The 22581-nt window shown below is 71.0% G+C and carries 22 protein-coding genes and 1 pseudogene; 15 read left to right on the top strand and 8 right to left on the bottom strand.

Annotated elements, in window-relative coordinates; translation table 11 throughout:
- The first annotated feature begins 36 nt into the window (after nucleotides 1–36).
- From P3L51_RS11980 to P3L51_RS11965, 4 genes are all read left to right on the top strand, one after another.
- The gene (locus tag P3L51_RS11980) at nucleotides 37–1446 is read left to right on the top strand and encodes a DUF2252 domain-containing protein (protein WP_354605122.1); all 1410 of its coding nucleotides are present in this window, start codon (nucleotides 37–39) and stop codon (nucleotides 1444–1446) included.
- Nucleotides 1447–1553: 107 nt separating this feature from the next.
- Nucleotides 1554–2840 carry a methyltransferase domain-containing protein gene (locus tag P3L51_RS11975; RefSeq protein WP_354605118.1) on the top strand — a complete coding sequence of 429 codons (1287 nt, stop codon included), beginning with the start codon at nucleotides 1554–1556 and terminating at the stop codon, nucleotides 2838–2840.
- A 63-nt stretch (nucleotides 2841–2903) separates the two neighbouring features.
- On the top strand, nucleotides 2904–3125 hold the full coding sequence (locus P3L51_RS11970; protein ID WP_354605117.1) for a hypothetical protein: 222 nt from the start codon (nucleotides 2904–2906) through the stop codon (nucleotides 3123–3125).
- A gap of 214 nt (nucleotides 3126–3339) precedes the next feature.
- On the top strand, nucleotides 3340–3921 hold the full coding sequence (locus P3L51_RS11965; RefSeq protein ID WP_354605116.1) for a TMEM165/GDT1 family protein: 582 nt from the start codon (nucleotides 3340–3342) through the stop codon (nucleotides 3919–3921).
- An 88-nt stretch (nucleotides 3922–4009) separates the two neighbouring features.
- Here the strand turns inward: P3L51_RS11965 and P3L51_RS11960 are convergent, their stop codons facing one another.
- Nucleotides 4010–4984, bottom strand: a complete 975-nt coding sequence (locus P3L51_RS11960) for an aminoglycoside phosphotransferase family protein (RefSeq protein ID WP_354605115.1) — start codon at nucleotides 4982–4984, stop codon at nucleotides 4010–4012.
- A 102-nt stretch (nucleotides 4985–5086) separates the two neighbouring features.
- Entirely contained in the window at nucleotides 5087–5722 is a 636-nt protein-coding gene (locus P3L51_RS11955; protein WP_354605114.1) for a TetR/AcrR family transcriptional regulator, read from the bottom strand.
- Nucleotides 5723–5842: 120 nt separating this feature from the next.
- Here P3L51_RS11955 and P3L51_RS11950 point away from each other — a divergent pair, with 120 nt between their 5' ends.
- Together P3L51_RS11950 and P3L51_RS11945 are read left to right on the top strand one after the other, a co-directional pair.
- Nucleotides 5843–6583 (top strand): SDR family NAD(P)-dependent oxidoreductase, encoded by a 741-nt coding sequence (locus P3L51_RS11950; protein ID WP_354605113.1) that lies wholly within the window; start codon nucleotides 5843–5845, stop codon nucleotides 6581–6583.
- A 189-nt stretch (nucleotides 6584–6772) separates the two neighbouring features.
- The gene (locus P3L51_RS11945) at nucleotides 6773–7315 is read left to right on the top strand and encodes a DUF1707 SHOCT-like domain-containing protein (RefSeq protein WP_354605112.1); all 543 of its coding nucleotides are present in this window, start codon (nucleotides 6773–6775) and stop codon (nucleotides 7313–7315) included.
- 151 nt (nucleotides 7316–7466) lie between these two features.
- Here the strand turns inward: P3L51_RS11945 and P3L51_RS11940 are convergent, their stop codons facing one another.
- On the bottom strand, nucleotides 7467–7880 hold the full coding sequence (locus P3L51_RS11940) for a GNAT family N-acetyltransferase (RefSeq protein WP_354605111.1): 414 nt from the start codon (nucleotides 7878–7880) through the stop codon (nucleotides 7467–7469).
- A gap of 64 nt (nucleotides 7881–7944) precedes the next feature.
- On the opposite strand from P3L51_RS11940, the gene P3L51_RS11935 reads away from it, so the two are divergent.
- Nucleotides 7945–8097, top strand: a complete 153-nt coding sequence (locus P3L51_RS11935) for a hypothetical protein (protein ID WP_354605110.1) — start codon at nucleotides 7945–7947, stop codon at nucleotides 8095–8097.
- 294 nt (nucleotides 8098–8391) lie between these two features.
- Here P3L51_RS11935 and P3L51_RS11930 read toward each other — a convergent pair whose 3' ends face one another.
- A complete protein-coding gene (locus P3L51_RS11930) occupies nucleotides 8392–9801 on the bottom strand; it encodes an alpha-1,2-mannosidase (RefSeq protein WP_354605109.1) in 1410 nt (469 codons plus the stop codon).
- A 635-nt stretch (nucleotides 9802–10436) separates the two neighbouring features.
- Here P3L51_RS11930 and P3L51_RS11925 point away from each other — a divergent pair.
- The 5 genes from P3L51_RS11925 to P3L51_RS11905 all read left to right on the top strand — a co-directional run bounded on the left by P3L51_RS11925 (nucleotide 10437) and on the right by P3L51_RS11905 (nucleotide 15793).
- Entirely contained in the window at nucleotides 10437–11372 is a 936-nt protein-coding gene (locus P3L51_RS11925; RefSeq protein ID WP_354605108.1) for a GlxA family transcriptional regulator, read from the top strand.
- Between the two features lie 129 nt (nucleotides 11373–11501).
- The gene (locus P3L51_RS11920; RefSeq protein WP_354605107.1) at nucleotides 11502–12722 is read left to right on the top strand and encodes an esterase-like activity of phytase family protein; all 1221 of its coding nucleotides are present in this window, start codon (nucleotides 11502–11504) and stop codon (nucleotides 12720–12722) included.
- 304 nt (nucleotides 12723–13026) lie between these two features.
- On the top strand, nucleotides 13027–13356 hold the full coding sequence (locus tag P3L51_RS11915) for a chaplin family protein (RefSeq protein ID WP_354605106.1): 330 nt from the start codon (nucleotides 13027–13029) through the stop codon (nucleotides 13354–13356).
- A gap of 140 nt (nucleotides 13357–13496) precedes the next feature.
- Entirely contained in the window at nucleotides 13497–14714 is a 1218-nt protein-coding gene (locus tag P3L51_RS11910; RefSeq protein WP_354605105.1) for a tetratricopeptide repeat protein, read from the top strand.
- 71 nt (nucleotides 14715–14785) lie between these two features.
- On the top strand, nucleotides 14786–15793 hold the full coding sequence (locus P3L51_RS11905) for a hypothetical protein (RefSeq protein ID WP_354605104.1): 1008 nt from the start codon (nucleotides 14786–14788) through the stop codon (nucleotides 15791–15793).
- Nucleotides 15794–15797: 4 nt separating this feature from the next.
- Here the strand turns inward: P3L51_RS11905 and P3L51_RS11900 are convergent, their stop codons facing one another.
- The 4 genes from P3L51_RS11900 to P3L51_RS11885 form a co-directional block, all read right to left on the bottom strand.
- Nucleotides 15798–17522: a serine/threonine-protein kinase gene (locus P3L51_RS11900; protein WP_354605103.1), complete on the bottom strand. Its 1725-nt coding sequence runs from the start codon at nucleotides 17520–17522 to the stop codon at nucleotides 15798–15800.
- A gap of 272 nt (nucleotides 17523–17794) precedes the next feature.
- On the bottom strand, nucleotides 17795–18214 hold the full coding sequence (locus P3L51_RS11895; RefSeq protein WP_354605102.1) for a VOC family protein: 420 nt from the start codon (nucleotides 18212–18214) through the stop codon (nucleotides 17795–17797).
- A 362-nt stretch (nucleotides 18215–18576) separates the two neighbouring features.
- Nucleotides 18577–20106, bottom strand: a complete 1530-nt coding sequence (locus P3L51_RS11890) for a helix-turn-helix domain-containing protein (RefSeq protein WP_354605101.1) — start codon at nucleotides 20104–20106, stop codon at nucleotides 18577–18579.
- A 157-nt stretch (nucleotides 20107–20263) separates the two neighbouring features.
- Complete coding sequence (locus tag P3L51_RS11885) at nucleotides 20264–20464, bottom strand: DUF4236 domain-containing protein (RefSeq protein ID WP_354605100.1); 201 nt, start codon at nucleotides 20462–20464, stop codon at nucleotides 20264–20266.
- 168 nt (nucleotides 20465–20632) lie between these two features.
- On the opposite strand from P3L51_RS11885, the gene P3L51_RS11880 reads away from it, so the two are divergent.
- From P3L51_RS11880 to P3L51_RS11870, 3 genes and pseudogenes are all read left to right on the top strand, one after another.
- Nucleotides 20633–21211: a YdeI/OmpD-associated family protein gene (locus P3L51_RS11880; RefSeq protein WP_354605099.1), complete on the top strand. Its 579-nt coding sequence runs from the start codon at nucleotides 20633–20635 to the stop codon at nucleotides 21209–21211.
- Between the two features lie 148 nt (nucleotides 21212–21359).
- Nucleotides 21360–21609: pseudogene (locus P3L51_RS11875) on the top strand (helix-turn-helix domain-containing protein); the annotation flags it as partial.
- Between the two features lie 292 nt (nucleotides 21610–21901).
- Complete coding sequence (locus tag P3L51_RS11870; protein WP_354605098.1) at nucleotides 21902–22522, top strand: dihydrofolate reductase family protein; 621 nt, start codon at nucleotides 21902–21904, stop codon at nucleotides 22520–22522.
- Nucleotides 22523–22581: the final 59 nt, after the last annotated feature.

The raw sequence follows: 22581 nt of genomic DNA, 5'->3' as shown, positions 1-22581 counted from the left end.
ACCAGGAGCGGCAGGAACTCCAGCAGTCACACCGGCGTGGGTGTACGGCGGCCTCGGGCGGTCCACGCGTCCCCCGCCGAGCGGGCCGAGCGAGGGAAGGCGGCGCGCAAGATCGCGCCGAGGTCGAGTCACGCCGGGTTCGAGGCGGGCCGCGACCGGCCCGACCCGGTGTCGGTGGTCGACGCGCAGTCCCAGAGCCGGGTCCCGGAGCTGGTGCCCATCCGGTACGGGCGTATGACGGAATCGCCTTTCCGTTTCTACCGGGGCGCCGCCGCGATCATGGCGGGTGATCTGGCGGCCACCCCGGTTTCCGGCATCAGGGCCCAGCTCTGCGGCGACGCGCATCTGATGAACTTCCGGCTCCTCGGCTCGCCCGAGCGCCGGCTGGTCTTCGACATCAACGACTTCGACGAGACGCTGCCGGGCCCGTGGGAGTGGGACGTCAAACGGCTGGCCGCCAGCCTGGTGATCGCCGGACGGGAGAACGGCTACTCCGCGAAGGAGCGGTCCATGATCGTACGGGCGGCCGTACGGTCCTACCGCGAGCGCATGCGCGTCTTCGCCGGAATGGGCAATCTCGACGTCTGGTACACCCGCGCCGACATGGAGGAGATCCAGCCGCTGGCCGACCGGCGGCTCGGCGGGAGGGGCCGGGAGCGGCTGTCGAGGTCGATGACGAAGGCGCGCAGCCGCGACAGCCTCCAGGCGTTCGAGAAGCTGACCCGCACGCGCGACGGGGAGCGCCGCTTCGAGGCCGACCCGCCGCTGGTCGTGCCGCTCGACGACCTGCTGCGGGGCGGGCAGCACGACACGTTCGCACGCGAGCTCCACAAGCTGGTCGACCGGTACGGCAGGAGCCTGTCCACCGAGCGGAGGCAGCTGCTCCGGCAGTACCGCGTGGTGGACATCGCCCGCAAGGTCGTCGGCGTGGGCAGCGTGGGCACGCGCTGCTGGATCCTGCTCCTGCTGGGCAAGGACGAGACGGATCCGCTGATCCTCCAGGCCAAGGAGGCGGACCACTCGGTACTGGCCGAACACGCGGGCGCCAGCGAGTACAGCAACCAGGGGCAGCGCGTCGTCGCCGGGCAGCGGCTCATGCAGGCGGTGGGCGACGTCTTCCTCGGCTGGGACCGGGTGCGCGGGCTGGGCGGGCATCAACGGGACTTCTACGTAAGGCAGTTGCACGACTGGAAAGGCATCCTGACACCTCAGGACATGATTCCCAACGGGATGCGGGTCTTCGCCGAACTGTGCGGCGCGACGCTCGCCCGCGCCCACGCCCGCTCGGGGGACCGGATCGCCATCGCCGCGTATCTGGGCGGCGGCCCCACGTTCGACAACGCGCTGGCCGACTTCGCGGAGAGCTACGCCGACCAGAACGAGCGCGACCACGCGGCCCTGGTGACCGCGGTGAGGACGGGGCGGGTGACGGCCGAGGCGGAATGACTCCGCCCCCGCAATCCCGCAGGTGCGAGCCGATACGCCGGATCCGTCTCGGATGTACTGTCTGATGTCGATGTGGAGGGCCGCACCTGCGGACAGGGGGCGGGGCTGTGGCGGTGCTGGTGGTGGAGCACGTACCGGGGGAGGGGCCGTACGCGATCGGCGCCGCGCTCGGCGCGGCCGGGCTGCGGATACGGCTCTGCCGGGTGTGGGCGGGCGATCCGCTGCCCGAAAGCCTGGTCGGGATCGAGGCGTTGGTCGTGATGGGCGGCCCGACGGCCGCGCACAGTGACGAGGGCTTTCCTACCCGCGGCGCCGAACTCGCCCTGCTGCGTGCGGCGTTGGCCGCCGAGGTGCCCGTGCTGGGGGTGTGCCTGGGCGCGCAGCTGCTGGCCGTGGCGGCGGGAGGCTCCGCTCGTACGGGCTCGGGACTCCAGGTGGGATGGGGCGAGGTACGCACCGGGCCGCCGGCCGCCACGGATCCGCTGCTGGCGGGGGCGCCCGAGCGGCTGGGGGTGCTGCACTGGCACGGCGACACCATGGACCTGCCGGACGGGGCGGTCCTGCTGGCCTCCTGCGACCGCTATCCGGTGCAGGCGTTCCGGGTGGGCGGCGCCGCGTGGGGGCTTCAGTTCCATCTGGAGGCGGACGAGGCGACCACGGATGTCTTCGTGGCCGCGTTCCCGGCGGACGCCGCCACCGTTCCCGGCCTGCGGGAGGACACCCCGGCCGCACTGGCGGCGCTGGCCCCGCACCGGGACCGGATACTGGAGCGGTTCGCCGCGCTGGTGGCCGACCGCGCCGAGCACACCGCGAGCCGTACGTTCTTCACCCCGAAGGCGGACCGCTGGGAGGCGCGCTTCGCCGCCGACACCCCGGCGTACGTGTCGGCCGTCGCCCGCATGGGACTGCGGCCGGGACAGACCGCGCTGGACCTGGGCTGTGGCACCGGACGCGTCCTGCCCGCGCTCCGTGGGGAAGTGGGGGACAGGGGCACGGTCCTCGGTGTGGACGTCACCCCCGCCATGCTCGCCGCGGCGGCGCGCGAGGGACGCGGTGGCGGCCCGGCCCACCTGCTGCTCGCCGACTGTCTCCGGCTGCCGCTGCCGTCGCGGACGGTCGACGGCATCTTCTCCGCCGGGCTCCTGGACCATCTCGCCGAACCGTCCGCCGCGCTGCGCGAGTGGGCGCGCGTCGTGCGACCGGGCGGCACCCTGCTGCTCTTCCACCCCTCGGGCCGCACGGAACGCGCCGCCCGCCACGGCCGCCTGCCCAGCCCCGCCGACCCCTTGGCCGAGCCGAACCTGCGGCCGATGCTGGACGCCGGCGGCTGGCGGCTGGACCGCTACGAGGACGCCCGCGCGTACTTCCTGGCCCGCGCCGTCCGAACCGTCTGACGGCGCAGCGCCGCGCCCTCGGCCACCGCCGGTGTGGAACCGGCGGGGGCGGTGTCCACCTGTGTGGAGCGTGTGACGTGGTGCCTGGCGGACGTACAGGTAGTAGGAGAACGTGCCGGGGCGACCTCGCGGCTGTACTGGCTGAAGCCCTCGTGGACGTACTGCTGCCCGGCGTCGACGCACGTGGACCCGCTGCTGTACGTGCCGATGCACAGCCAAGGGGCGGCGGCCTCGGCCGAGGCGCCGACCCTGCCTGTTAGGCTGTCTGGCAGCGAAGGGGAGTAGTCCCGAGAACCGCTGGTCGACACACTGGACGCCTTAGGGCGCCCCGGCCACCGGGCCACCGCATACTCTGCGGGGCGGACGAGACCTTCGGCCAAGGCATGATCCGGCCCGCACTTCTGTGGGGGTCATCCATCGTGCCGGGTCGAGTGGTTCTTCCCGTCGCCCTCCGGGTGCCGTACGAGCTGACGGCCCGGCCCCGGCAGAGAGCAAGAGAATGACCTTCGACCCCCTGGCGATCCTCACCGCCTTCGGGCTGATCTTCCTCGCGGAGCTCCCCGACAAGACCATGTTCGCCTCACTGGCCATGGGCACCCGGATGAGGCCGCTGTACGTGTGGTTCGGCACCTCCACGGCCTTCATCGTGCACGTCGTCATCGCCGTCGGCGCCGGCAGCCTGCTGGGGATGCTCCCGGAGATGGCCGTCAAGCTGGTCTCCGCAGCCCTGTTCGCGTTCGGCGCCGTCGTCCTGCTGCGCAGCGGGGACGATGACGACGAAGACGGCGCGGGCAAGACCGTCACCGGCTTCTGGCCGGTCTACACCACCGCTTTCATGGCCGTCTTCATCAGCGAATGGGGCGACCTCACCCAGATCACCACCGCCAACCTGGCCGCCAGCAACGGCTGGCTGCCCACCGCGATCGGCTCGGCCCTCGCGCTGATGTCGGTCTCCGCCCTCGCCCTGCTGGCGGGCCGCTTCATCGCCCAGCGCGTCCCCCTCAAGACGGTGCAGCGCATCGGCGCGGCGTGCATGGCCGGGCTTGCCATCTGGACGCTGATCGAAGCCTTCACCGTCTGAGCCATCCGATCCGTCCCATCCACCCGATCCGTCCCATCCGCCTGAGATATCCGAGACAACCGATCCGTCCGGGGCCCCCGCCCCGCCGTCAGGGAGACGGCGGCGGCGGGCCCGGCGGCCGGGCCGGCGGCGTCATGGCGGAGGTGGCGGCTGAGCCGAAAAGCTCGTGGTCCGCCAGGACCTCATCGATGACACGGTGCTGGGTGGCCGCCCCCTCCGGGTCGGTGCCGACGGCATCGACCAGGGAGATCAGGGCCTTCCACAGTGCCCATCCCCGGGCTCTCGCCCAAGTGCCCTGGTCCTGACCGACGGTGCGGCGGAACGCGTCACGGCTGTCGCCGGAGAACATCGTCCACGAGATCACCAGATCGCACGCGGGGTCACCGACACCCGACGTACCGAAATCGATGACGGCGGCCAACTCCCCTTTCCGCGCGAGGAGGTTGCCGCTGCTGAGGTCGCCGTGGAACCACACAGGCGGCTCATGCCGGCTCGTGGAGAGGGCGGCCTCCCAGACGGCCGTGGCGCGGCCGGTGTCCACGCGATCGGCGAGCGCGGCCAGGGACCGGCGCGTCTCGTCGTCGTAGTGAGCCGGCGGAGCGCCCCGGTAGAAGCTGTGCGCGCCCGCCCGGGGGCCGTCCGTGGTGTCGATGCGCTGGAGGGCGAGGAGGAATTCGCCCACCGACGTCGCGAAGCGCGTCATGTCGTCGATGCGGTCGGGAGTCGCGGTCGTGCCGTCCAGCCAGCCCCGGACCGACCAGTTGAACGGATATCCCTCCCCGGGCTTCCCCACGGCCAGGACCGGGGGGATGGGCACGGGCAGCGACGGCGCCAGCTTCGGCAGCCACCGGTTCTCCTTGTCGACCGCGGGGGCGTATCCCTCGGCGGTGGGAAGACGCACGGTCATCGTGTCGCCGAGCCGATAGGTCCGGTTGTCCCAGCCGTCCACCTCGACCGGTGTGACGGACAGGCCGCTCCACTGCGGGAATTGGGTCGCGATCAGACGTCCCACCAGCGCCGCGTCGATCCCTGCGCGACCGTCCGTGTACGGGCTCTCAACCATCCCGGGATCATGACTCCGGCCCCGGCCGCCGTGCAAGGCGGTTTCCGGGGTACGGCGACGGCCCGCGCGGTGCGCACCTCGCGTGCCGGGTCATCGGCGGCTTCATCCCCGCTCTTTCCGGAGGGTCTTAGCGGGCTGTCGGACCAGGAGCGGCCACGCCGCCAGCGCCGTGCGCACCGCCGACTTCAGCTTCGTCGGGTGTGCGCCGTCCCGCGCCTCGACGGACAGCCCGTGGAGGACGGTGGCGTAGAAGGCCGCCACTGCGACCACATCCGTACCGGCGGGCAGTTCGCCTTCGTCGGCCGCTCGTCGGAGTCGCTCCTCCAGTGCTGCGACGGTGTCCCGACGCCGCCGCGCCAAGGACTCGCCGACGGCCTTGTTGCGCGCACTGCAATTGGTCGCCGCGAGGACGATCATGCAGCCGTTCGGGGTGTCGGGGTCGGCGAAGGCGTCGATGTTGCCTTGGAGCATGGCCTCGACGGCGCCCCGTGCGGTCGGCGCCTCACGCAGGGCGCGGTCGGTTGCGGAGCCGGTGGTGGTGCCGTACAGCTCGACGGCCTCCTGGAACAGCTGCTCCTTCGAGCCGAACGTGCCGTAGAGGCTGGTGGTGTTGATGCCCATGGCGTCGGTGAGATCGGTGAGTTTGGTGCCTTCGTAGCCGTACTCCCAGAACACCTCCATCGCGCGCCGCAGTGCCGCGGTGCGATCGAAGGTGCGCGGTCTGCCCCGCTCCGCCATCCCTGTCCCCCTTCTCCTTCGACGGCCCCTCCGGGGGAGGGGAGTTGACCGGTGTGTATCGGGCCTGTTAGCTATTTACGCAGCATTCACTACGGAATTCAACTCGCAGGGGGACCAGGCATGTCTCAGCTAGTCGGCAGGACCGCGCTGGTGATCGGAGGGAGCCGTGGGATCGGGGCGGCGATCGCCGAGCGGCTGGCCCGGGAGGGCGCCGATGTCGCCTTCACCTATCTGAACGCCGCGGACCGGGCCCGCGAGGTGGTCGCCTCGGTCGAGGCGGCGGGGCGCAGGGGGCTGGCGGTGCGCGCGGACAGCGGGGATCCCGAGGCTGTCGTGGCGGCGGTCGAGCGTACGGCCTCCGAGTTCGGGTCCATCGACATCCTGGTCAACAACGCGGGTGTCTTCCCCTACGGCCCCTTCCAGGACGTGACGCTTGAGGAGATCGACCGGACGCTCGCCGTCCATGTGCGGGGGGTGTTCGTGGCCACGCAGGCGGCCGTGCGGCACATGGGGCCGGGCGGCAGGGTGATCAGCATCGGCAGTTGCTGGTCGAACCGTGTTCCGGTGCCCGGCGTGACGCTCTACGCGATGAGCAAGTCGGCCCTCAACGGCTTCACCAAGGGCCTCGCGCACGATCTGGCGCCGCTGGGGATCACGGCCAACATCGTGGACCCGGGGCCCACGGTCACCGACATGAATCCCGCCGGGACACCGGAGATCGAGGAGGAACGTCTGCGGACGGCCACGAAGTCGCTGGGCGCGGCCTCGGACACCGCCGGCGCGGTCGCCTACCTCGCGGGCCCGGACACGGCATGGATCACCGGCACATCCCTCGCGGTGGACGGCGGCTACACCGCCTGACCCAACACAGCGCAACACGCGGTCCGACACACGGCCCGGGACGGCGCCTCCGCCGTACCGGGCCCACCATCCGAACGGTCCGCAGCCACAGCACCGCGGCAACTGGCGCCGCGGTTCCAACAGGAGGCGGCCGGGGCCGTGTTCGGAGTCTCGGGCCGGTCCGGCACCATCGCCCACTAGAGTGAAGCGGTGACCCCCCTGCCGGAGAACCCGCAGCGACCGATCAGCGAAGACGACCGCGACACGGCCGTGCGGCGGCTCCAGGAGGCGTACGCCGAAGGGCACATCTCCCATGAGGAGATGGACGGACACCTCCACACCGCGCTCACCGCCAAGACCCACGACGAGCTGGTCCCGGTACTGGCCTCGCTCCCGGCGGAGAAGGCGGCCACCACATCCACGATCGCCGCCCAGGGCGGCCGGATCAAACGGCGCGGCGCATGGCGGGTACCCCGGAACCTCAAGGTCGAGTCCGCCTTCGGAAGGGTGCATCTGGACCTGTCCCGGGCGGTCGTCGAACACCGGGTGGTCGACATCGAGCTGCAACTCGGCACCGGCAGGGCCAAGATCACGGTGCCTCGCGACGCGATCGTCGAGATCGACGGTCTGTACACCGGTTGGAAGGACACGCGCTACAAGCCCCCACGGCACGCCCGCCCCGGCGGCCCGACGATCCGGATCTCCGGGACGATGGGCTTCGGCCGTTTGAAGATCCGCCACGCCGGCCGCTGAGGCGGCACCATACGTGCGAGTCCCCACGCGGCCCTCACCGGCTCGTCGGCCGACAGACCGAACTTGAGCGCGGCAACTCCCACCTTCCGGCCGCTGCTCCAGAGCCATCGGCCCCTTTCTGGCTCCTTCGGGGCGGACCGTGCGTGCTCGCTCAGAGCGCGATGAGACCCGCGTTCGTCGGCTTGAATCCGCAGGCGTCGAAGTAGAACGCCCGCAGGCCGTCGTCGAAGTCGACGTGCAGCCATTCGCACTTTGCCGCGCGTGCCTCCCTGGCGGCGGTGGCGACGAGTTCGGCTCCGATCCCCGAGCGCCGGAGATCGCCGCTGACCATGGTGTCCAGGATGAACGCGTGGACGTCGCCGTCCCACGCGACGTTGACGAAGCCGACGAGTTCCCCCTTTTCGCCCTCTTCACCCTCGCGCCGCGCGCAGACCCAGCCGAGGCTGTGGCGGTGGACCCGCGTCAGCCAGTCGACGTCCAGGGTCCGGTGACTGAAGCCCTCCGCGTGCAACACGTTGACGGCTGTGTTCTCGAAGTCGCCCCGCCATTCGTACGTGATGGTCATGCCGCGAGCGTAGACCGCCGACTTGGAAGGCGGCGGGCGTCAACGGGCCGTACGTGGGCCGTACATGGGTGAACCTCCGCCGACATCGCGAAGCTTCGGCACCGTCGGCGGCGACCGGCGCCGCGTGGCTTCGCTGGTCGAACCCATCCTGTTCGCCCGCGACATGACCCCGCGCGAGCAGGTGACGCTGGCCGCCGCCTGCTCGGCATCGCAGTGATCTCCACCGTCCCGTCCGCGCTGGGCGCGACCGCACTCGCGATCGGCCTGGCTGCCTGCTGCGACTGGACGGGCTTGCGCCGGACCGGACGGGCCAACCGGGGGGACTGCTGTCCCGTCTCGGCCGGGTGGAGCACGGGGCGAAGCCCCAGAAGGCTCGTACGTCCTGGTGGGAGATCACCGGCAGACCCCTCGTCTGCCGTCTGCCGTCTGCCGGCGGGCGATCGGGCGATCGGGCGATCGGGTGGCCGGACGGCCGGGTCGCGGTCCGTGGCGGTGTCGGCGCGCGCCGGTGTCAGTTACGCAGGTACTGGGTCAGCTGCGTCAGCAGCCGCGCGGCGTCCTGGAGGCTTCGAGCGGTGTTCGCGAAGTCCCCGGCGAGCAGTTCGCCGTTGCCGTGGCCGTCCTCCTCCGCTCCGGACAGCGGAGCGGGGATCCTCGTTCCCCGGTATCCCACCGGCTCCGCGCCGGCGCTCTGCCGGTAGCCGACGAAGTCGCAGGCGCCGGGGTCCGGTGACGCGGCACCGCCGTCGAAGAAACGCACCCTGGACAACTGGGTCTCGTCCTCACCACGGTTGGCGGTGATCCGCAGACGGTAGTGCGGATAGGCCCTCGGGTGGGTGACCTCGAACTCCCTGGTCTGGTGGCGCCCGGGGAAGACCTCGTTTCGCCGGCCGTCCAGTGATGTCCAGTCCCGGCCGTCGAAGGAGCCCTCCAGGACCCAGTCGGACGGATCGCGTTCGGGGACGTCGTTGGCGGAGGTCAGGTTGTAGCCGCTGACGGCGACGGGACCGTCGAAGGTGAAGTGCAGCTCGGGGTCCGACTCGTGGGCGAGCCACTTGCTGCTGTCCCGCAGCTGATTCTCCGCGACCTCGCCGAATGCCGTGAACTCGTCGCTGGCCCGCACCCGGGAGACCCGGTCGGTGATGTCACGCCGCTCGTCGGCCGCCGGGCCGGAGCCCGAAGCGGCGGCGGTGAGCAGGGAGAGCGAGGTGGTGTCACCCAGTCTGTCGCTCCACGTCACACGCTCCACCGGGGCGCCGCCGCTGTCGAGCACCAGCCGCAGGCGCCCTGCCGGAGCCCACACGCCGTCGTGCGACTCCTCGGTGGTGAAATGCCGCACCCCGGCACTTCCGGCACCCTCCGGGTGGGGCAGCTGTCCGGTACGGGTGCCGCGCACCTCACCCACGGAGCCGCCCGCGCTTCGGAAGTGCCCGTGGAAACCTGACATGTCGCTACGAAACGCTATGGACGACTCCGCTCCTGTGGTCTCACGCCATGCCAGCCGGGTGGCGGGCTCCCGCTTGCCCACGTCGTGGCTGCTCTCGCTCCGATCGAGACGGAACAGCAGATCCGGCGCCGGCTGCCAGGTGGTGGCTCCCAAAGGACAATGCTCGGTGGCGAAGGTCCACACAGACTGATCACCCGCCCCGTCTCCGGACTGACGCCGAGCCCGGTCGTCGTGCTCGGCGGATTCCACCGTGACGGTCCCCAGGCGCAGTACGCCGTCGTCCTCCTCGTCGGCGTTGCGTATCTCCAGGATGTTGACACCCGGCCGCAGCACCGCGCCGGGCACGGTCAGCGTGTACTCCCGTACGGTGCCGGACACTTCGTCGGCGGGCAGCCGGAAGCCCTTGACCACCGGCTCGCCGTTCAGCGCGACGTCCATCGGGGCGGCGGCACCCAGCACCGAGATACGCAGCACGGCATCGGCGAGCCTTCACCGTCCGGCACCGCGAAGTCCACCTTGAGGAAGCCTCCGCACGCCACCACGACGTACGACGGGGCGACAACGCAACGGTGTTGACGAACGATGGCGTTCGACATCACGGCGGGCCGGGCGGCGAAATCGGCGAGTACGGGGTCCACTGCGGTTCCTCACATTCGTCCAGGACACCACGCGCGGCCGGGGGCCCGGGCGGTCGTCCGTGTCGTTCCGACATTACTGACCACCTCTGACAACGGGGCCGCTCACCAAGGCAGTTGCCGATCGCCGCGAGTGGGGGGCACTTGTCGTCTGCTCGGCCTCCCGAGTCTCCGGACCGGTGTGCCGGCGTCGAAGGGTGGGGCCGGGGCGTACTCCAGCATCAGCTGGGTCATCTTGGCGGTGTCCTCATCGAGGCCGGCCGGGCAGCGAAGTGCTGGTGGCCGTGGGTGGCTCGGGGGGATTCGGAATCCCCGGGCTGACGGCTGTGACCACACCGACGTCAGTGATCAGTCGGCGACCCGGACAGTGGCATTGATGCCAACCTTCACCGAGTTATCGCCAGGCGGTATTCCGGCAGTTCAGGCCATCCGCGAGGCGTTGGCAGCCAGTCCGTGGTGACGTACGTTGTCGCCATGCACACGGTGGTCGTACTCGCTCTCGAACAGGTCGTTCCGTTCGACCTGGCCACTCCGCTGGAGGTGTTCGGCCGGGTCCGTCTCCCGGATGGACGTTCCGGCTACCGCGTCCGTGTCTGCGCGGCCGACTCCCCGGTGGACGCCGGGCTGTTCCGTATCGACGCGCCGTGGAACCTGGACGCGCTCGCCGCCGCCGACACGATCATCGTGCCGGGCCGCTCCGTCCTGACCCCGGTCCCGGACGACGTCCTGGACACCCTGCGTACGGCGGCCGCCGCGGGGACCCGGATCGCCTCGATCTGTAGTGGAACCTTCACGCTCGCCGCGGCCGGGCTGCTCGACGGCCTGCGTGCGACCACGCACTGGGCCGCCGCCGCGGCCCTCGCCGAGCGATACCCGGCGATCGAGGTCGACCCGGATGTGCTCTATGTCGACAACGGGCAGATCCTCACCTCGGCCGGCGCCGCCGCCGGGCTGGACCTGTGCCTGCACCTGATCCGCCGCGACCACGGCTCGGCCGTCGCCGCCGACGCCGCCCGCCTGTCCGTGATGCCGCTCGAACGCGAGGGCGGCCAGGCGCAGTTCATCGTCCACGAGCAACCGCCGACCCCACAGGGCTCGGTGTTGGAACCGTTGCTGCGATGGCTGGAGGACAACGCGGCGCGCGACATGTCCCTGAAGGAGATCGCCCGGCACAGCGGGATGAGCACACGCACGTTGCTGCGCCGCTTCCGCGAGCAGACCGGGACCACACCGCTCCAGTGGCTGCACCGCGCCCGGGTCCGGCAGGCGCAGTTCCTGCTCGAAACCACGGCACACCCGGTCGACCGGATCGCCGGGCAGGTCGGCTTCGGCTCGCCCACCACATTCCGCGACCGCTTCAAGCGGATCACCGGCGTGAGCCCGCAGGCGTACCGCAACGCCTTTCAGTAGGCCCCGCTGAGCCCGTCCGCGAGGGGCCGCGCACGCCGCCCCCTGCGGACGCACGTCACTCCGCTGCGTGACCTGATCACGCGTATGGGTGACTGCGCTCGGTGCATGTACGAGGCCAAGATCGCTTACATGAAATCCTCCTTGATCCGCCGCGCGTCTGTCGCGGCCCTGGTGCTGGCGACGACGATGGTCCCCGCGGTGGCGGCCCAGTCGGACGACACCGCCGCGAGGCCCGACACCGCCGCGAGGCCCGACGAGGCCGCGAGGTCCGACACCGCCGTGAAGTCCGCGATCGGGGCGAAGGCCCGGCTGCTGGGCGAGAAGATCGTTCCGCGCAAACTCGCCTTCCAGGGCACGACAGTCGGCGGGCTGTCCGGCATCGACCGGAATCCCTGCACGGGCGAATACGTCATGATCAGCGACGACCGTTCGGTCCTTCAGCCCGCCCGCTTCTACACCGCCTCGATCAAGGTGGACGGCGCCGGGGTGCACTCCGTCGACTTCACCGGCACCCACCCGTTCCTCCAGCCGGACGGCTCGGTCTACCCGCCGGCGAGCGCCGGCGACGGCAAGGTCGTGGACCCCGAAGAGGTACGGGTGGACCCGAGGAGCTGCCGGTACTGGTGGGCGCAGGAGGGCGACCGGCCGAGGTCGTCGAGTGCCCCGGTGATCCAGCCGTCGATCCAGTTCGCCGACCGGTCCGGCGCCTACCGCGGCCAACTCCCGATGCCGCCCAACTACGAGATCACCAGGGGCGATCGGGGCCCACGGGCCAACAAGGCGGTCGAAGCGATCACGTTCGGGGACAAGGACCGCGTGCTGACCAGCGCCGTCGAAGGCCCGCTGCTCCAGGACGGCCCGGAACCCACCCTGGAACGCGGTGCCCTGGTCCGCGTCACCCAGCAGAGCCGGGCGGGCGACGTGCTCGCGCAGTTCGCCTACCCCTTGGAGAAGATCTTCGCCGAGTCCGACCCGTCCAGCCCGTGGGCCCCGGACACCGGAGTGCCCTCGATCCTCGCCTTCCCCGAGGACCCGAGCCGCTATCTCGTACTCGAACGTTCGTGGGTGGCGGGCTCGGGCTACAAGATCCGCGTCTACGACGCCACCACCCGTGGCGCGACCGAGGTACGGAACATCGACTCCCTGGTCGGTCAGCGAGTCGTGCCGATGCGCAAGAAGCTCGTCGCGGACTTCCACGACTTGGGCCTGTCCACGGTCGACAACACCGAGGGCATGACCTGGGGTCCGGCACTGCGAGGCGGCGAACGGACGCTGCTCCTGGTCAGCGACGACAACTTCGCCGACGACGGGGTCACCCAGATCGTCGCACTCGGCGTCCGCGACCGCTGACAATCCGGTAACGCCAACGGGGCAACAGCACGTGTCCTGAACGGGCCGAGGCACCGAGCCTCGGCCCGTCGCCGACGTCACGGGGCCCGCCCCCGCCCGCACGCCCGCCAGGCAGCCGGTCGACGCCCGGCGGGGGCAGTTGCTCAACTTGCTGAACGGAGTGCGCGGGCGCACTCCGCGTCCGTCGTGCCGGAGCGTGTCGGAGCCGCCGGTGGGTCGTTGATCGGGTGCGGCCGAACGAATATGCGTCCGGCACGTGTTGTGGCAGGCATCGGGATCAGTTCCCGGGGACGAAGGAGCAGCGATGGGTGTGGAGTTGCGGGTCATGAGCGGCGGCGTGGCCAGGACGGGTGTGGCCAAGGCGGGCGTACGGGCCGCGGTGGTGGGTGCGGTGGCCGGGGCGGCGCTCCTTCCGGCGGGCGCCGCGCAGGCGAGCGTGGTCGGGATCGGGAACGCGGTGTTCGGCAACGGTTGCGCCATCCAGGACCAGCCGGGCGCGCGCTCCGAGGGTGCCACGGTGGCCGGCAGCGGGCTGGGAGGCGGCAACCAGGCCGGTCTGCCGCTGAGTCTGCCGCGTAACCACTGCGGCAGTAGCGGCATCGTCTGCACCGCGCTGTTCCGGTCCAGCGTCTGACCCGAAGGCCAGAGGGTCCGAAGGCCAGAGGGTCCGAAGGTTCGATGTCCGAAGGGCGAGGCGGGCGGCGGGAGATCAGCCGAATGGTGGTGAGGGGCGGCGGCGGGCAGACCTCGGCAGCCGGAGTCGAGGCACGTGCGGTGACGGAGCTTCTGGCACTGAGCGGGCGGGCGTTGCCGCTGCTGAAGGAGTGGGCGGCCGGGGAGCCGGACAGCGGTGTGGCGCGTGCGCTGCTGATGCTGGCGACCGGGGACGGGCTCGGCGACGCCGAGTTGAAGGAGCAACTGGTCGTCGCGCACCGGGACGCGCGGGCCGTGGGGGAGCGGCAGGCGAGCCTCGTCCACGGAGTGTTCCTCCATACCCACCGGCACTACCGGCTCAGCGCCGATCATCTCGTGGCGCACTTTGCCCGTTGGCCCGCCGACGAGGTGGCCGGACTCATGCTGGGCGCCTTCCACGCCTGCGAGGACCCTGCCTACCGCGCGTACGGCGACGCCCTCGTAGAGGAACAAGCGGCGTCGGCCGGCCCGGCCAACTGGCCCTGGATGAGCTGGCTCGCCGCCACCCGGGCGGAGCAGGGCCGGGCGCGGGAGGCCCACCGGCTGGCCGAGCGGGCGCTGACCCTGTACCCGCGCTCGGGCGTGGCCGCGCACGCCCTCGCCCACGCGGAGCACGAGCTGGGAACCGGCCCGGCGTGCGTCGACTTCCTGGACGACTGGCTCGCGGCGGACCCGAGGGCGGTGCAGTCGCGGCACCTGAACTGGCATGCCGCACTCCAGTCGATCGCCTCCGGCGACTTCACCGACGCGCGGCGACGCGCGGACACGGCCCTGACGCGCGGCGATGTGGGGATGCGGGCCGCGGCCAACTGGCGGCTGCTGCTGGCCGGACAGACCCCGGCAGGCCGCTGCGATCTGGACCAGGTACGGCGCCTGCTGACCGAGCCGGGCGGGACGGCGGAGATCTTCCACACCTTCAACCTGGCACTCGCTCTGGCCGTGGAAGCCGCGACCGACGATCTGTACGCCTTGGCCCACCGCGCCGCCGCCGACGAACGCCCCACGTTCCGCGACGTCCTGGCACCCGTGGTTCAGGCGCTCGCGGAGGTCACCGCCGGCCGCCCCCGGACGGCGGCGGACCTGCTGACCGGACTCGGCGCCAAGGCGGAGCAGGTCGGCGGGGTGCGGGTGGAGCGCGAGATCATCCAGGACACCCTCGCCCGCGCGCTGGCCGACGCAGGCGAGGGCGCCCGTGCGGCCCGGTTGCTCCACGACCGCACCACCACCCGCCGTCATCACACCTACGAGGACCTGCTCCTCACCCGCACCACGTCCGTCACGGCGGCCGTGCCCCGCTGAACGCGCCCCAGGGTGGGGCCAGTAGCCGCAGCGGGGCCGGGACGGCTCCGCCTTCTTCCGGGAGATGTTCCATGGCCGTGCCCCAGATGATCGCCGTCTCCCTGCCGGGCAGCGGCACCTCGCTGCTGGCGGACGTCACCGGCGCCCTCGGCTACACCTCGTACGGCACGATGAGCGGCGACCCGGCCGCCGGCGCCGGGCATCCCGGCCCCGGTGAGGTGTACTCCCTGCTCACGGCCGCCTACGGCCCGGACCGGACGGCGCTTCTGCTGGATCCCCGGCACGACCGTGATGCCCTGGAATCCGCCTTCCAGCAGGCGGTCGGCGCCCTGTGGCGGGTGTGGTGGTCCCGCCTGGGCCAGCCCACCACCCACGCCTCACCCGCCGACCCGGACACCGAGTCCCGCCTCGCCCGCCTGCCGGACACCACGCTGCTCACCCTGCTGCCGGGCCGGGGCTGCTGGTACGTCACCGGCCTGGACCTCCACAACACCGACGCGGATTTCCTCCGCACCTGGCACACCCGGTCCCAGCCGCCGATCGTCCACCACCACCGCGACATCCGGGACCGGATCATCAGCCAGATCCGCGCCCTCTCCCAGCCTGTGGACCGCGTCGGCTCCCTTCCCCAGCACCTCATCTACCGCGACATCCTCGCCACCCGGCCCACTCTGGACGACAAGATCACGCTCGCCCTGACGGACCCCGGCTTCCCCGGCATGCGAGAGGCCCACCGCGGCCAGTGGCTGCTCCACCACCCGGCGGTCTGTGTGATCACCCACGAAGAACTCGCCGGCCCCGCCCTCGGTGGCTCCACCGACGCCCGCGCACAGGCCCTCACCCGGCTCCTGCGCGCCACCGGCCATCCCGCCCCGCCCGAGGCGGTCGACATCCCACCGCCACCGTCAGACGCTGCCGCCGACGACCTCGCGGTGGGCATCGGGCGCGAACTCTTCACCTCGGCCCACGAACGTCTGCTCCGCCACCACCACAGCGCCCTGCTGCCTCCCGAACCACCGTGCGCCACACCCCAGAAGGCCGGAACTGGCGTCCCCGCACCGCCGGGCGCGCGAGCGTGATCCCTTACGCGTGGAAGCCGCTGCAGACGATGGACGTGAACTTCTTCGGTCCGCCCTCGACGTGGTAGATCACCACGGTCCAGTCACCCGGATCGTCGCTCACCGGGATCGCGTCGACGGTCCGGGCGTCGAAGTGGGCCCGGAAGTCGTCGGGGTACCTGAGCTTGATGGTGCCGCCCGAGGACCACCGCGAGTAGAGGTCGACGGGCTTGCTGGTGAAGCCGATGCCCTTCCCCGCCGACTTGAGGGGGCGCCCGGTGGTGCGGTCGGTCTCGTGCGGAGGGCGTATCCCGACGGACACGTAGTACGGCGCGGGGCGCTTCCCGCTCCCGGCGGCCTTGGGGCGGAAGGACATCGAGGCGGTGCCCGAGCCGGTGGTGTGCGAGACGGAGGACTGCAATCCCATCGGCGGATAGGAGTCGGCGATACTGGCCAGATCGCAGGAGCCCATGCCCTGGGAGGCCTCTTTCGTATCGTCCGACAGGGTCCAACGGTCCTGCGAGACACGGTCGCTCACGATGTGGTCCGGTGGGCGCTTCGCCGACTCGTCCTTGGCGGCCGGTCCGGACGTGCTCGGCCCGGATGCGCCCGGCACGGACGCGGTGGTCCCGGTGGTGGGCGCCGCTCCGGGATCCTGATCGTCGTCGCCGAGTCCGGGAAGCAGCCAGAACGCCAACGGCACGACGAGCGCCACCGCGCATACCGCGAGCCAGCCCTTGCGACGTCCGGTCCTGGCGGCGGCGGGGGGCGGCTGATGGCCCGGCACGCCGTACGGGGTGGTCTCGTCGTATCCCCAGCGCCCGGTCTCGGCCGGCCGCGCGGCGGACACCGGCTCGGGCTTGGATACGGATACGTGCTCCGGTACGGCTTCGGGCCCAGCGTCCGTGTCGCGGGCCACCGACCGGTAGTGCGCGTCCGCCGCCAGCGCCGAGTCCACCGCGCATCCGGCGATCACGGCTGCCAACTCGGGCCGTTCAGCAGGGTCCTTGGCGACGCATCGCCGGATCAGCGCGGCCAGGTCGTCCCGTACTCCCGTCAGGTCGATGTCCTCGTGCACGGTCCGGTAGCTCACCGCCGAGGCATCCCCGCCTCCGTACGGAGGCCGGCCGGTCGCGGTGTAGGCGATCGTCGCGCCCAGCGCGAAGATGTCCGCCGCCGGGCCGACCTCATTACGGAGGAGGACCTCGGGCGCGGTGTAACCGGGTGTCCCCACGGCCATGCCGACCTGGGTGAGGATCGTCAGCTCAAGCCCCCGGGCGATGCCGAAGTCGATCAGCTGCGGTCCTTGCGGCGCGAGGATGACGTTCTGCGGCTTCAGGTCCCGGTGCGTGACGCCGTGGACATGGACCGTGGCCAGCCCCTCGGCGAGCGCGGCGAACAGCCGCAGCGCGCTCTCCGGCGGAAACGGGCCGCTCGCGCGTACGGCGTCGCGCAGTGTGGGTCCCGGGACGTACTCGGTGGCCAGCCAGTACGGGGACGCGTCGAGCGACGCCTCGATCAACTGAGCGGTGTAGGGGCTCCGTACGGCTTCCATGGTCGCGGCTTCCCGCCGGAAGCGGGCCAGCGACTCCGGATGGTCCCGGATCTCGTCGCGGATCACCTTCACCGCCACCAGCCGGCCGCCGGGTGAACGGCCGAGATACACCTGTCCCATGCCGCCCGCGCCGAGCCGGGCGAGAATCTGCCACACGCCTATTCGCGCCGGATCTTGAGGTCGCAGCTCATCCACCGGCACGACTTTGCCACACCCGGGCATCCGGCGGACTACGAGGGACGAACAAACGCCCTTCGTACCCGCCGTGTTGGCGACACACCGTTTGTGGGCCGCCGGTTCTGACACGGCGGACGATCGTCCCTTGTACTGGACGTACTTGACCGACTCCGACTGCGACGCCAACTGCGACTCCGACGCCGCAGCGAGTGCCGGCCGGACCCCGCTCGCTGATCCGGCCTGAGCCCAAGGACCGGCACCGCGACATGTGTTGGGAGTCGGGACGGGCGTCAGCCGACGGGCGGTGGCGATCCGGGGCGGGGGCGATGGGCCCGGACGTCCACGGGACGTCCGTCGGGATCGCGGGCTGTCATCGTCCACTGCGTGGGCAGTGTCTCGATCGGTCCGGCCGGCCACCCGGCATCCAGGATTCGTTCGCGGACTTCACAGAGTCGCGCGTACGTTCCCACGCGCAGCCCCCATCCCGCCCTGCCGAGGGGGTCGAGACCCGTGGTGGCGGCGGTAGCGGTTTCGACGATCATCAGGTGGTCGTCCCCGCCGACGTCGATGACTGCGAACCGAGGATCAGCGGCGGTCGCGGCGCGTTCGAAGGCGAGCGTCGCGCCGAGCAACTCCGTGTAGTACGTCACGAGTCGGTCGAGGTGGGTCGTGGACAGAGTCAGGTGGTTGATTCCGAAGAGATCGGTCATGGTCGGCCAACCGTAGTGCCACCCGCCGGACGGCTCCCGGAGCGAGGCGGCGCGGCAGCGCGATCGGGACGGGGTCGCAACGCCCCACGTATCAGGGCGGGTTGGACGTCGAGTTCGCTCGCGGTCGAAGCCGGGCGAGAGTCCTTTTCCATCCACTGGGCGACGTCGGAGCGTCTGTTCCGCCGCGCTCGCGATGGCACGCACCACAGCGCCCACGCCTTTACGCGACAACCTGTCGTAAACATTACGACAGGTTGTCGTAAAAGAGAGCCGTGAAGACCCCTGGCGGACACACGGCACCGCCGCACCTCTCCCCGGCCCACTTCACGGCGGTGGGGGAGAGGTGCGGCGCCACCGGCGGTTCAGATGTCGCGGAAGATCTCGATCTGCGCGCCCACCGAGTTCAGTCGCTCCGCCAGATCCTCGTAACCGCGGTTGATCACATAGACGTTGCGCAGCACCGACGTGCCGTCCGCCGCCATCATCGCCAGCAGCACCACCACCGCGGGACGCAGCGCCGGCGGGCACATCATCTCCGCGGCGCGCCAGCGGGTCGGGCCTTCCACCAGGACCCGGTGCGGGTCGAGGAGTTGGAGCCGGCCGCCGAGGCGGTTGAGGTCCGTCAGGTAGATGGCGCGGTTGTCGTAGACCCAGTCGTGGATCAGCGTGGTGCCCTGTGCGACGGCGGCGATCGCCGCGAAGAACGGCACGTTGTCGATGTTCAGCCCCGGGAAGGGCATCGGGTGGATCTTGTCGATCGGCGACTCCAGCTTCGAGGGCCGTACGGTCAGATCCACCAGCCGGGTACGGCCGTTGTCCGCCGGGTACTCGGGCGTACGGTCGTGGTCCAGGCCCATCTCCTCCAGCACCGCGAGTTCGATCTCCAGGAACTCGATCGGCACCCGGCGGATCGTCAGCTCGGACTCGGTGACCACCGCGGCGGCGATCAGGCTCATCGCCTCGACCGGGTCCTCGGAGGGGGAGTAGTCGACATCGGTGTCGATGCTCGGCACACCGTGCACGGTGAGCGTGGTGGTGCCGACGCCGTCGACCCGTACCCCGAGCGCGTCCAGGAAGAAGCACAGGTCCTGGACCATGTAGTTCGACGACGCGTTACGGATGACGGTGACGCCGTCGTGCCGGGCGGCGGCCAGCAGCGCGTTCTCCGTGACCGTGTCCCCGCGCTCGGTCAGCACGATGGGCCGGTCCGGCGACGTCGAGCGGTCGACCACCGCGTGGTACAGCCCCTCGGTCGCCGTGATGTCCAGACCGAAACGGCGTAGCGCGATCATGTGCGGCTCGATCGTGCGCGTACCGAGGTCGCAGCCACCCGCGTACGGCAGCCGGAAGTTGTCCATGCGGTGCAGCAGCGGGCCGAGGAACATGATGATCGAGCGGGTGCGGCGCGCGGCGTCCGCGTCCATGGCGGCCATGTCCAGCTCCGCCGGCGGCGCGATCTCCAGATCCATGCCGTCGTTGATCCAACGGGTGCGTACGCCGATGGAGTTGAGCACTTCGAGGAGCCGGTAGACCTCCTCGATACGCGCCACCCGTCGCAGGACCGTACGGCCCTTGTTGAGCAGCGAACCGCAGAGCAGCGCCACACAGGCGTTCTTGCTCGTCTTGACGTCGATGGAACCGGAGAGCCGGCGTCCGCCGACCACGCGAAGGTGCATCGGCCCCGCATATCCGAGCGACACGATCTCACTGTCGAGCGCCTCACCGATGCGCGCGATCATCTCAAGGCTGATGTTTTGGTTGCCGCGCTCGATGCGATTCACGGCGCTCTGGCTGGTGGCCAGCGCATCCGCAAGCTGTGTCTGAGTCCAGCCCCTGTGCTGTCGGGCGTCACGGATGAGCTTGCCGATGCGTACGAGGTAGTCGTCTGCCATGGCGAAAGGCTATCTCATATGTGAGATGAGAGAGTGGTTGAGGTCCGCCATTCGTGGAGCCCCGGCCGAGGCTCACACGCGAGCCTCGCACTCCATCCTGACCCGACGCGACCGCCCCGGCGAGCGGAGTACGGCCGGACGGGTGGCGCGCCCCGGATCAGTGGCCGCGGCGCTTCTTCGTGGTCTTGCGCCAGCCGAACGGGCCGGGCAGATCCATCGAGGTCGTCCGTCGGCCGGTGCTGCTCGTGGTGTGCTTCGGGCCGTTCTTGCTGCCGCTGGTGATGGACCACGAGCGCTTGTTGATGTTGAGGCGTACGCCCGGCAGGATCCGGAAGCTCTTACGGAAGGTGATCGGCACGGTGTTCTCCTCAAGTCGGCCTCGGTGGAGCCCTGTCGGGAGTACGGGTTACCCGTGGGTCCTCATGCATGTGTGCCGGCAGTGACATTGAAGGAGAGTCACCTGACGTACGGGAGCAGGCTCCGATCTAGGACGGGAACTGGCCTAGATGGGGACTAGCGTGGCCGTATGGAAACGATCGGCGGAGTAGAGATCCTCGCGTTCGGGGACGGCGCCGAGCTGGAGGCGTGGCTCACGGACCACCACACGCTCCAGTCCGGAATCTGGTTGAAGATCGGCAAGAAGAACTGCCGTCAGGTTGCGCTCAGTTACCTGGACGCCGTCGAAGTCGCCCTCTGCTTCGGCTGGATCGACGGCCAGGCGAAGTCGTACGACGCGGACCACTACCTCCAGAAGTTCACACCGCGTCGGCCGAGGGGCGTGTGGTCGAAGGTGAACGTCGGACGGATCGAGACCCTGATCGAGGCCGGGCGGATGCGCGAGCCGGGTCTCGTGGAGGTCCGGGCGGCGCAGGCGGACGGCCGGTGGGACGCGGCGTACGAGTCGCAGAAGAACGCGACCGTGCCGCCCGATCTCACCGCCGCGCTGGAGGGCCGTGAGCGGGCGCGGCAGGCTTTCGAGCGGCTGGACAAGTCGGCCCGATACCGCGTCCTGCTGCGGCTGATGACCGCACGGACCCCGGAGGTCAGGGCGGCCAGGCTCGCGCGAGCGCTCGCCACCCTGGAGTCGGACACGCCCGAGGGGTGAGCCCCGCAGGCAGGTGGCGGCCGGGAGCGCCGGCCCCCGTCGGCCGTCAGCCCTGGGCCGTCGGCCTGATCGCGAGTTCGTTGACGTCGGCCTCCGGACGGCTCCGGGGGCCCGGCCCGGCGGCGCGCCGCGACGTACGATTTGCCCCATGAGCGGTTCCGGACCGGGCGAATTCCTGCGGGCCCGGCGCGCCCGGCCGAGGCCCGCCGACGTGGGAATGCCCAGCTCCGGAGTCCGCCGGGTCGCCGGGCTGCGGCGCGCGGAGGTCGCCGTACTCGCCGGGGTCGGCGCCGACCACTACGCCCGTCCGGAGCAGCGCCGGGAACGCAGCCCCTCCGGCCCGGTGATCGACGCCCTCGCCCACGCCCTGCGACTCGACGGGGACGCCGTCGGCCACGCCCACCGCCCGGTCGGCACCTGCTCGTCGGCACCCGCGCGTCGGCACCGCCGGGCCGGGCGGTCCGGATGTCGACGCGCTCGCGCTGCTCGGCTCGCCGCGTGCCGTACGCCAGGCGAAGTGGCGCACGTCACCGCGGCGAGTGGGCCGCGTATGTCGAGATCGACGCCCGCCGACCGACTCCTTCACGACAGACGAACAGCAGCACTCTCGGAACCGAAGCACCGAAGAACCGACACCACCGAAGCACCGACAGCACCGACAGCACCACCGAGCGTCGAAGGAGCACTCTCATGACGGTCACCGTCACCGCCGACATGGTCATGTCGCTGGACGGCTATGTCGCCGGCACCGACCACAGCGTCGCCAACCCCGCAGGCTACGGCGCCGACCGGATCGGCGGCTGGATCCACGCACAGTCCAGCTGGCGCGAGCGCACCGGACTGGCCGGTGGTGAGGCGGACCAGGACTCCGACATCATGCGCGAGTGGTTCGAGGCGACCGGCGCCGTGGTCATGGGACGGCTCATGTACGACTCCGGTGTGGACTTCTGGGCCGACAATCCGCCGTTCCGGGCCCCGGTCTTCGTGCTGACCAACCGGCCGGGGCCCACCCTCGTCAAGGAGGGCGGCACCAGCTTCACGTTCGTCACCGACGGCATCCACAGCGCGCTCGACCAGGCCAAGGCCGTCTCCGCCGGCCGTAACGTCGACATCGCGGGCGGCGCCGACACCGTGCAGCAGTATCTGAGGGCCCGCCTCGTCGACGAACTCCAACTGCACGTGATCCCCGTGCTGTTCGGCGCCGGCCTCCGGCTGTTCGACAACCTGGGGCTGGGTTCGCACGACCTCGAACCGATCCGCGTGGTGGACACCCCCGGCGCCACCCATCTCAAGTACCGCGTCCGCAAGTAGCCCAGGACGGGCTGGCCGCCGCACGGGGGCGGGATTGCTCCGCCCGGCGCCGCCGCGGA

Origin of the sequence: Streptomyces panacea, assembly GCF_040560175.1 — a bacterium.
Lineage (GTDB): Bacteria > Actinomycetota > Actinomycetes > Streptomycetales > Streptomycetaceae > Streptomyces > Streptomyces panacea.
Note: the sequence above shows the minus strand (reverse complement) of the source record. Positions and strands in the feature narration are given on the sequence as shown.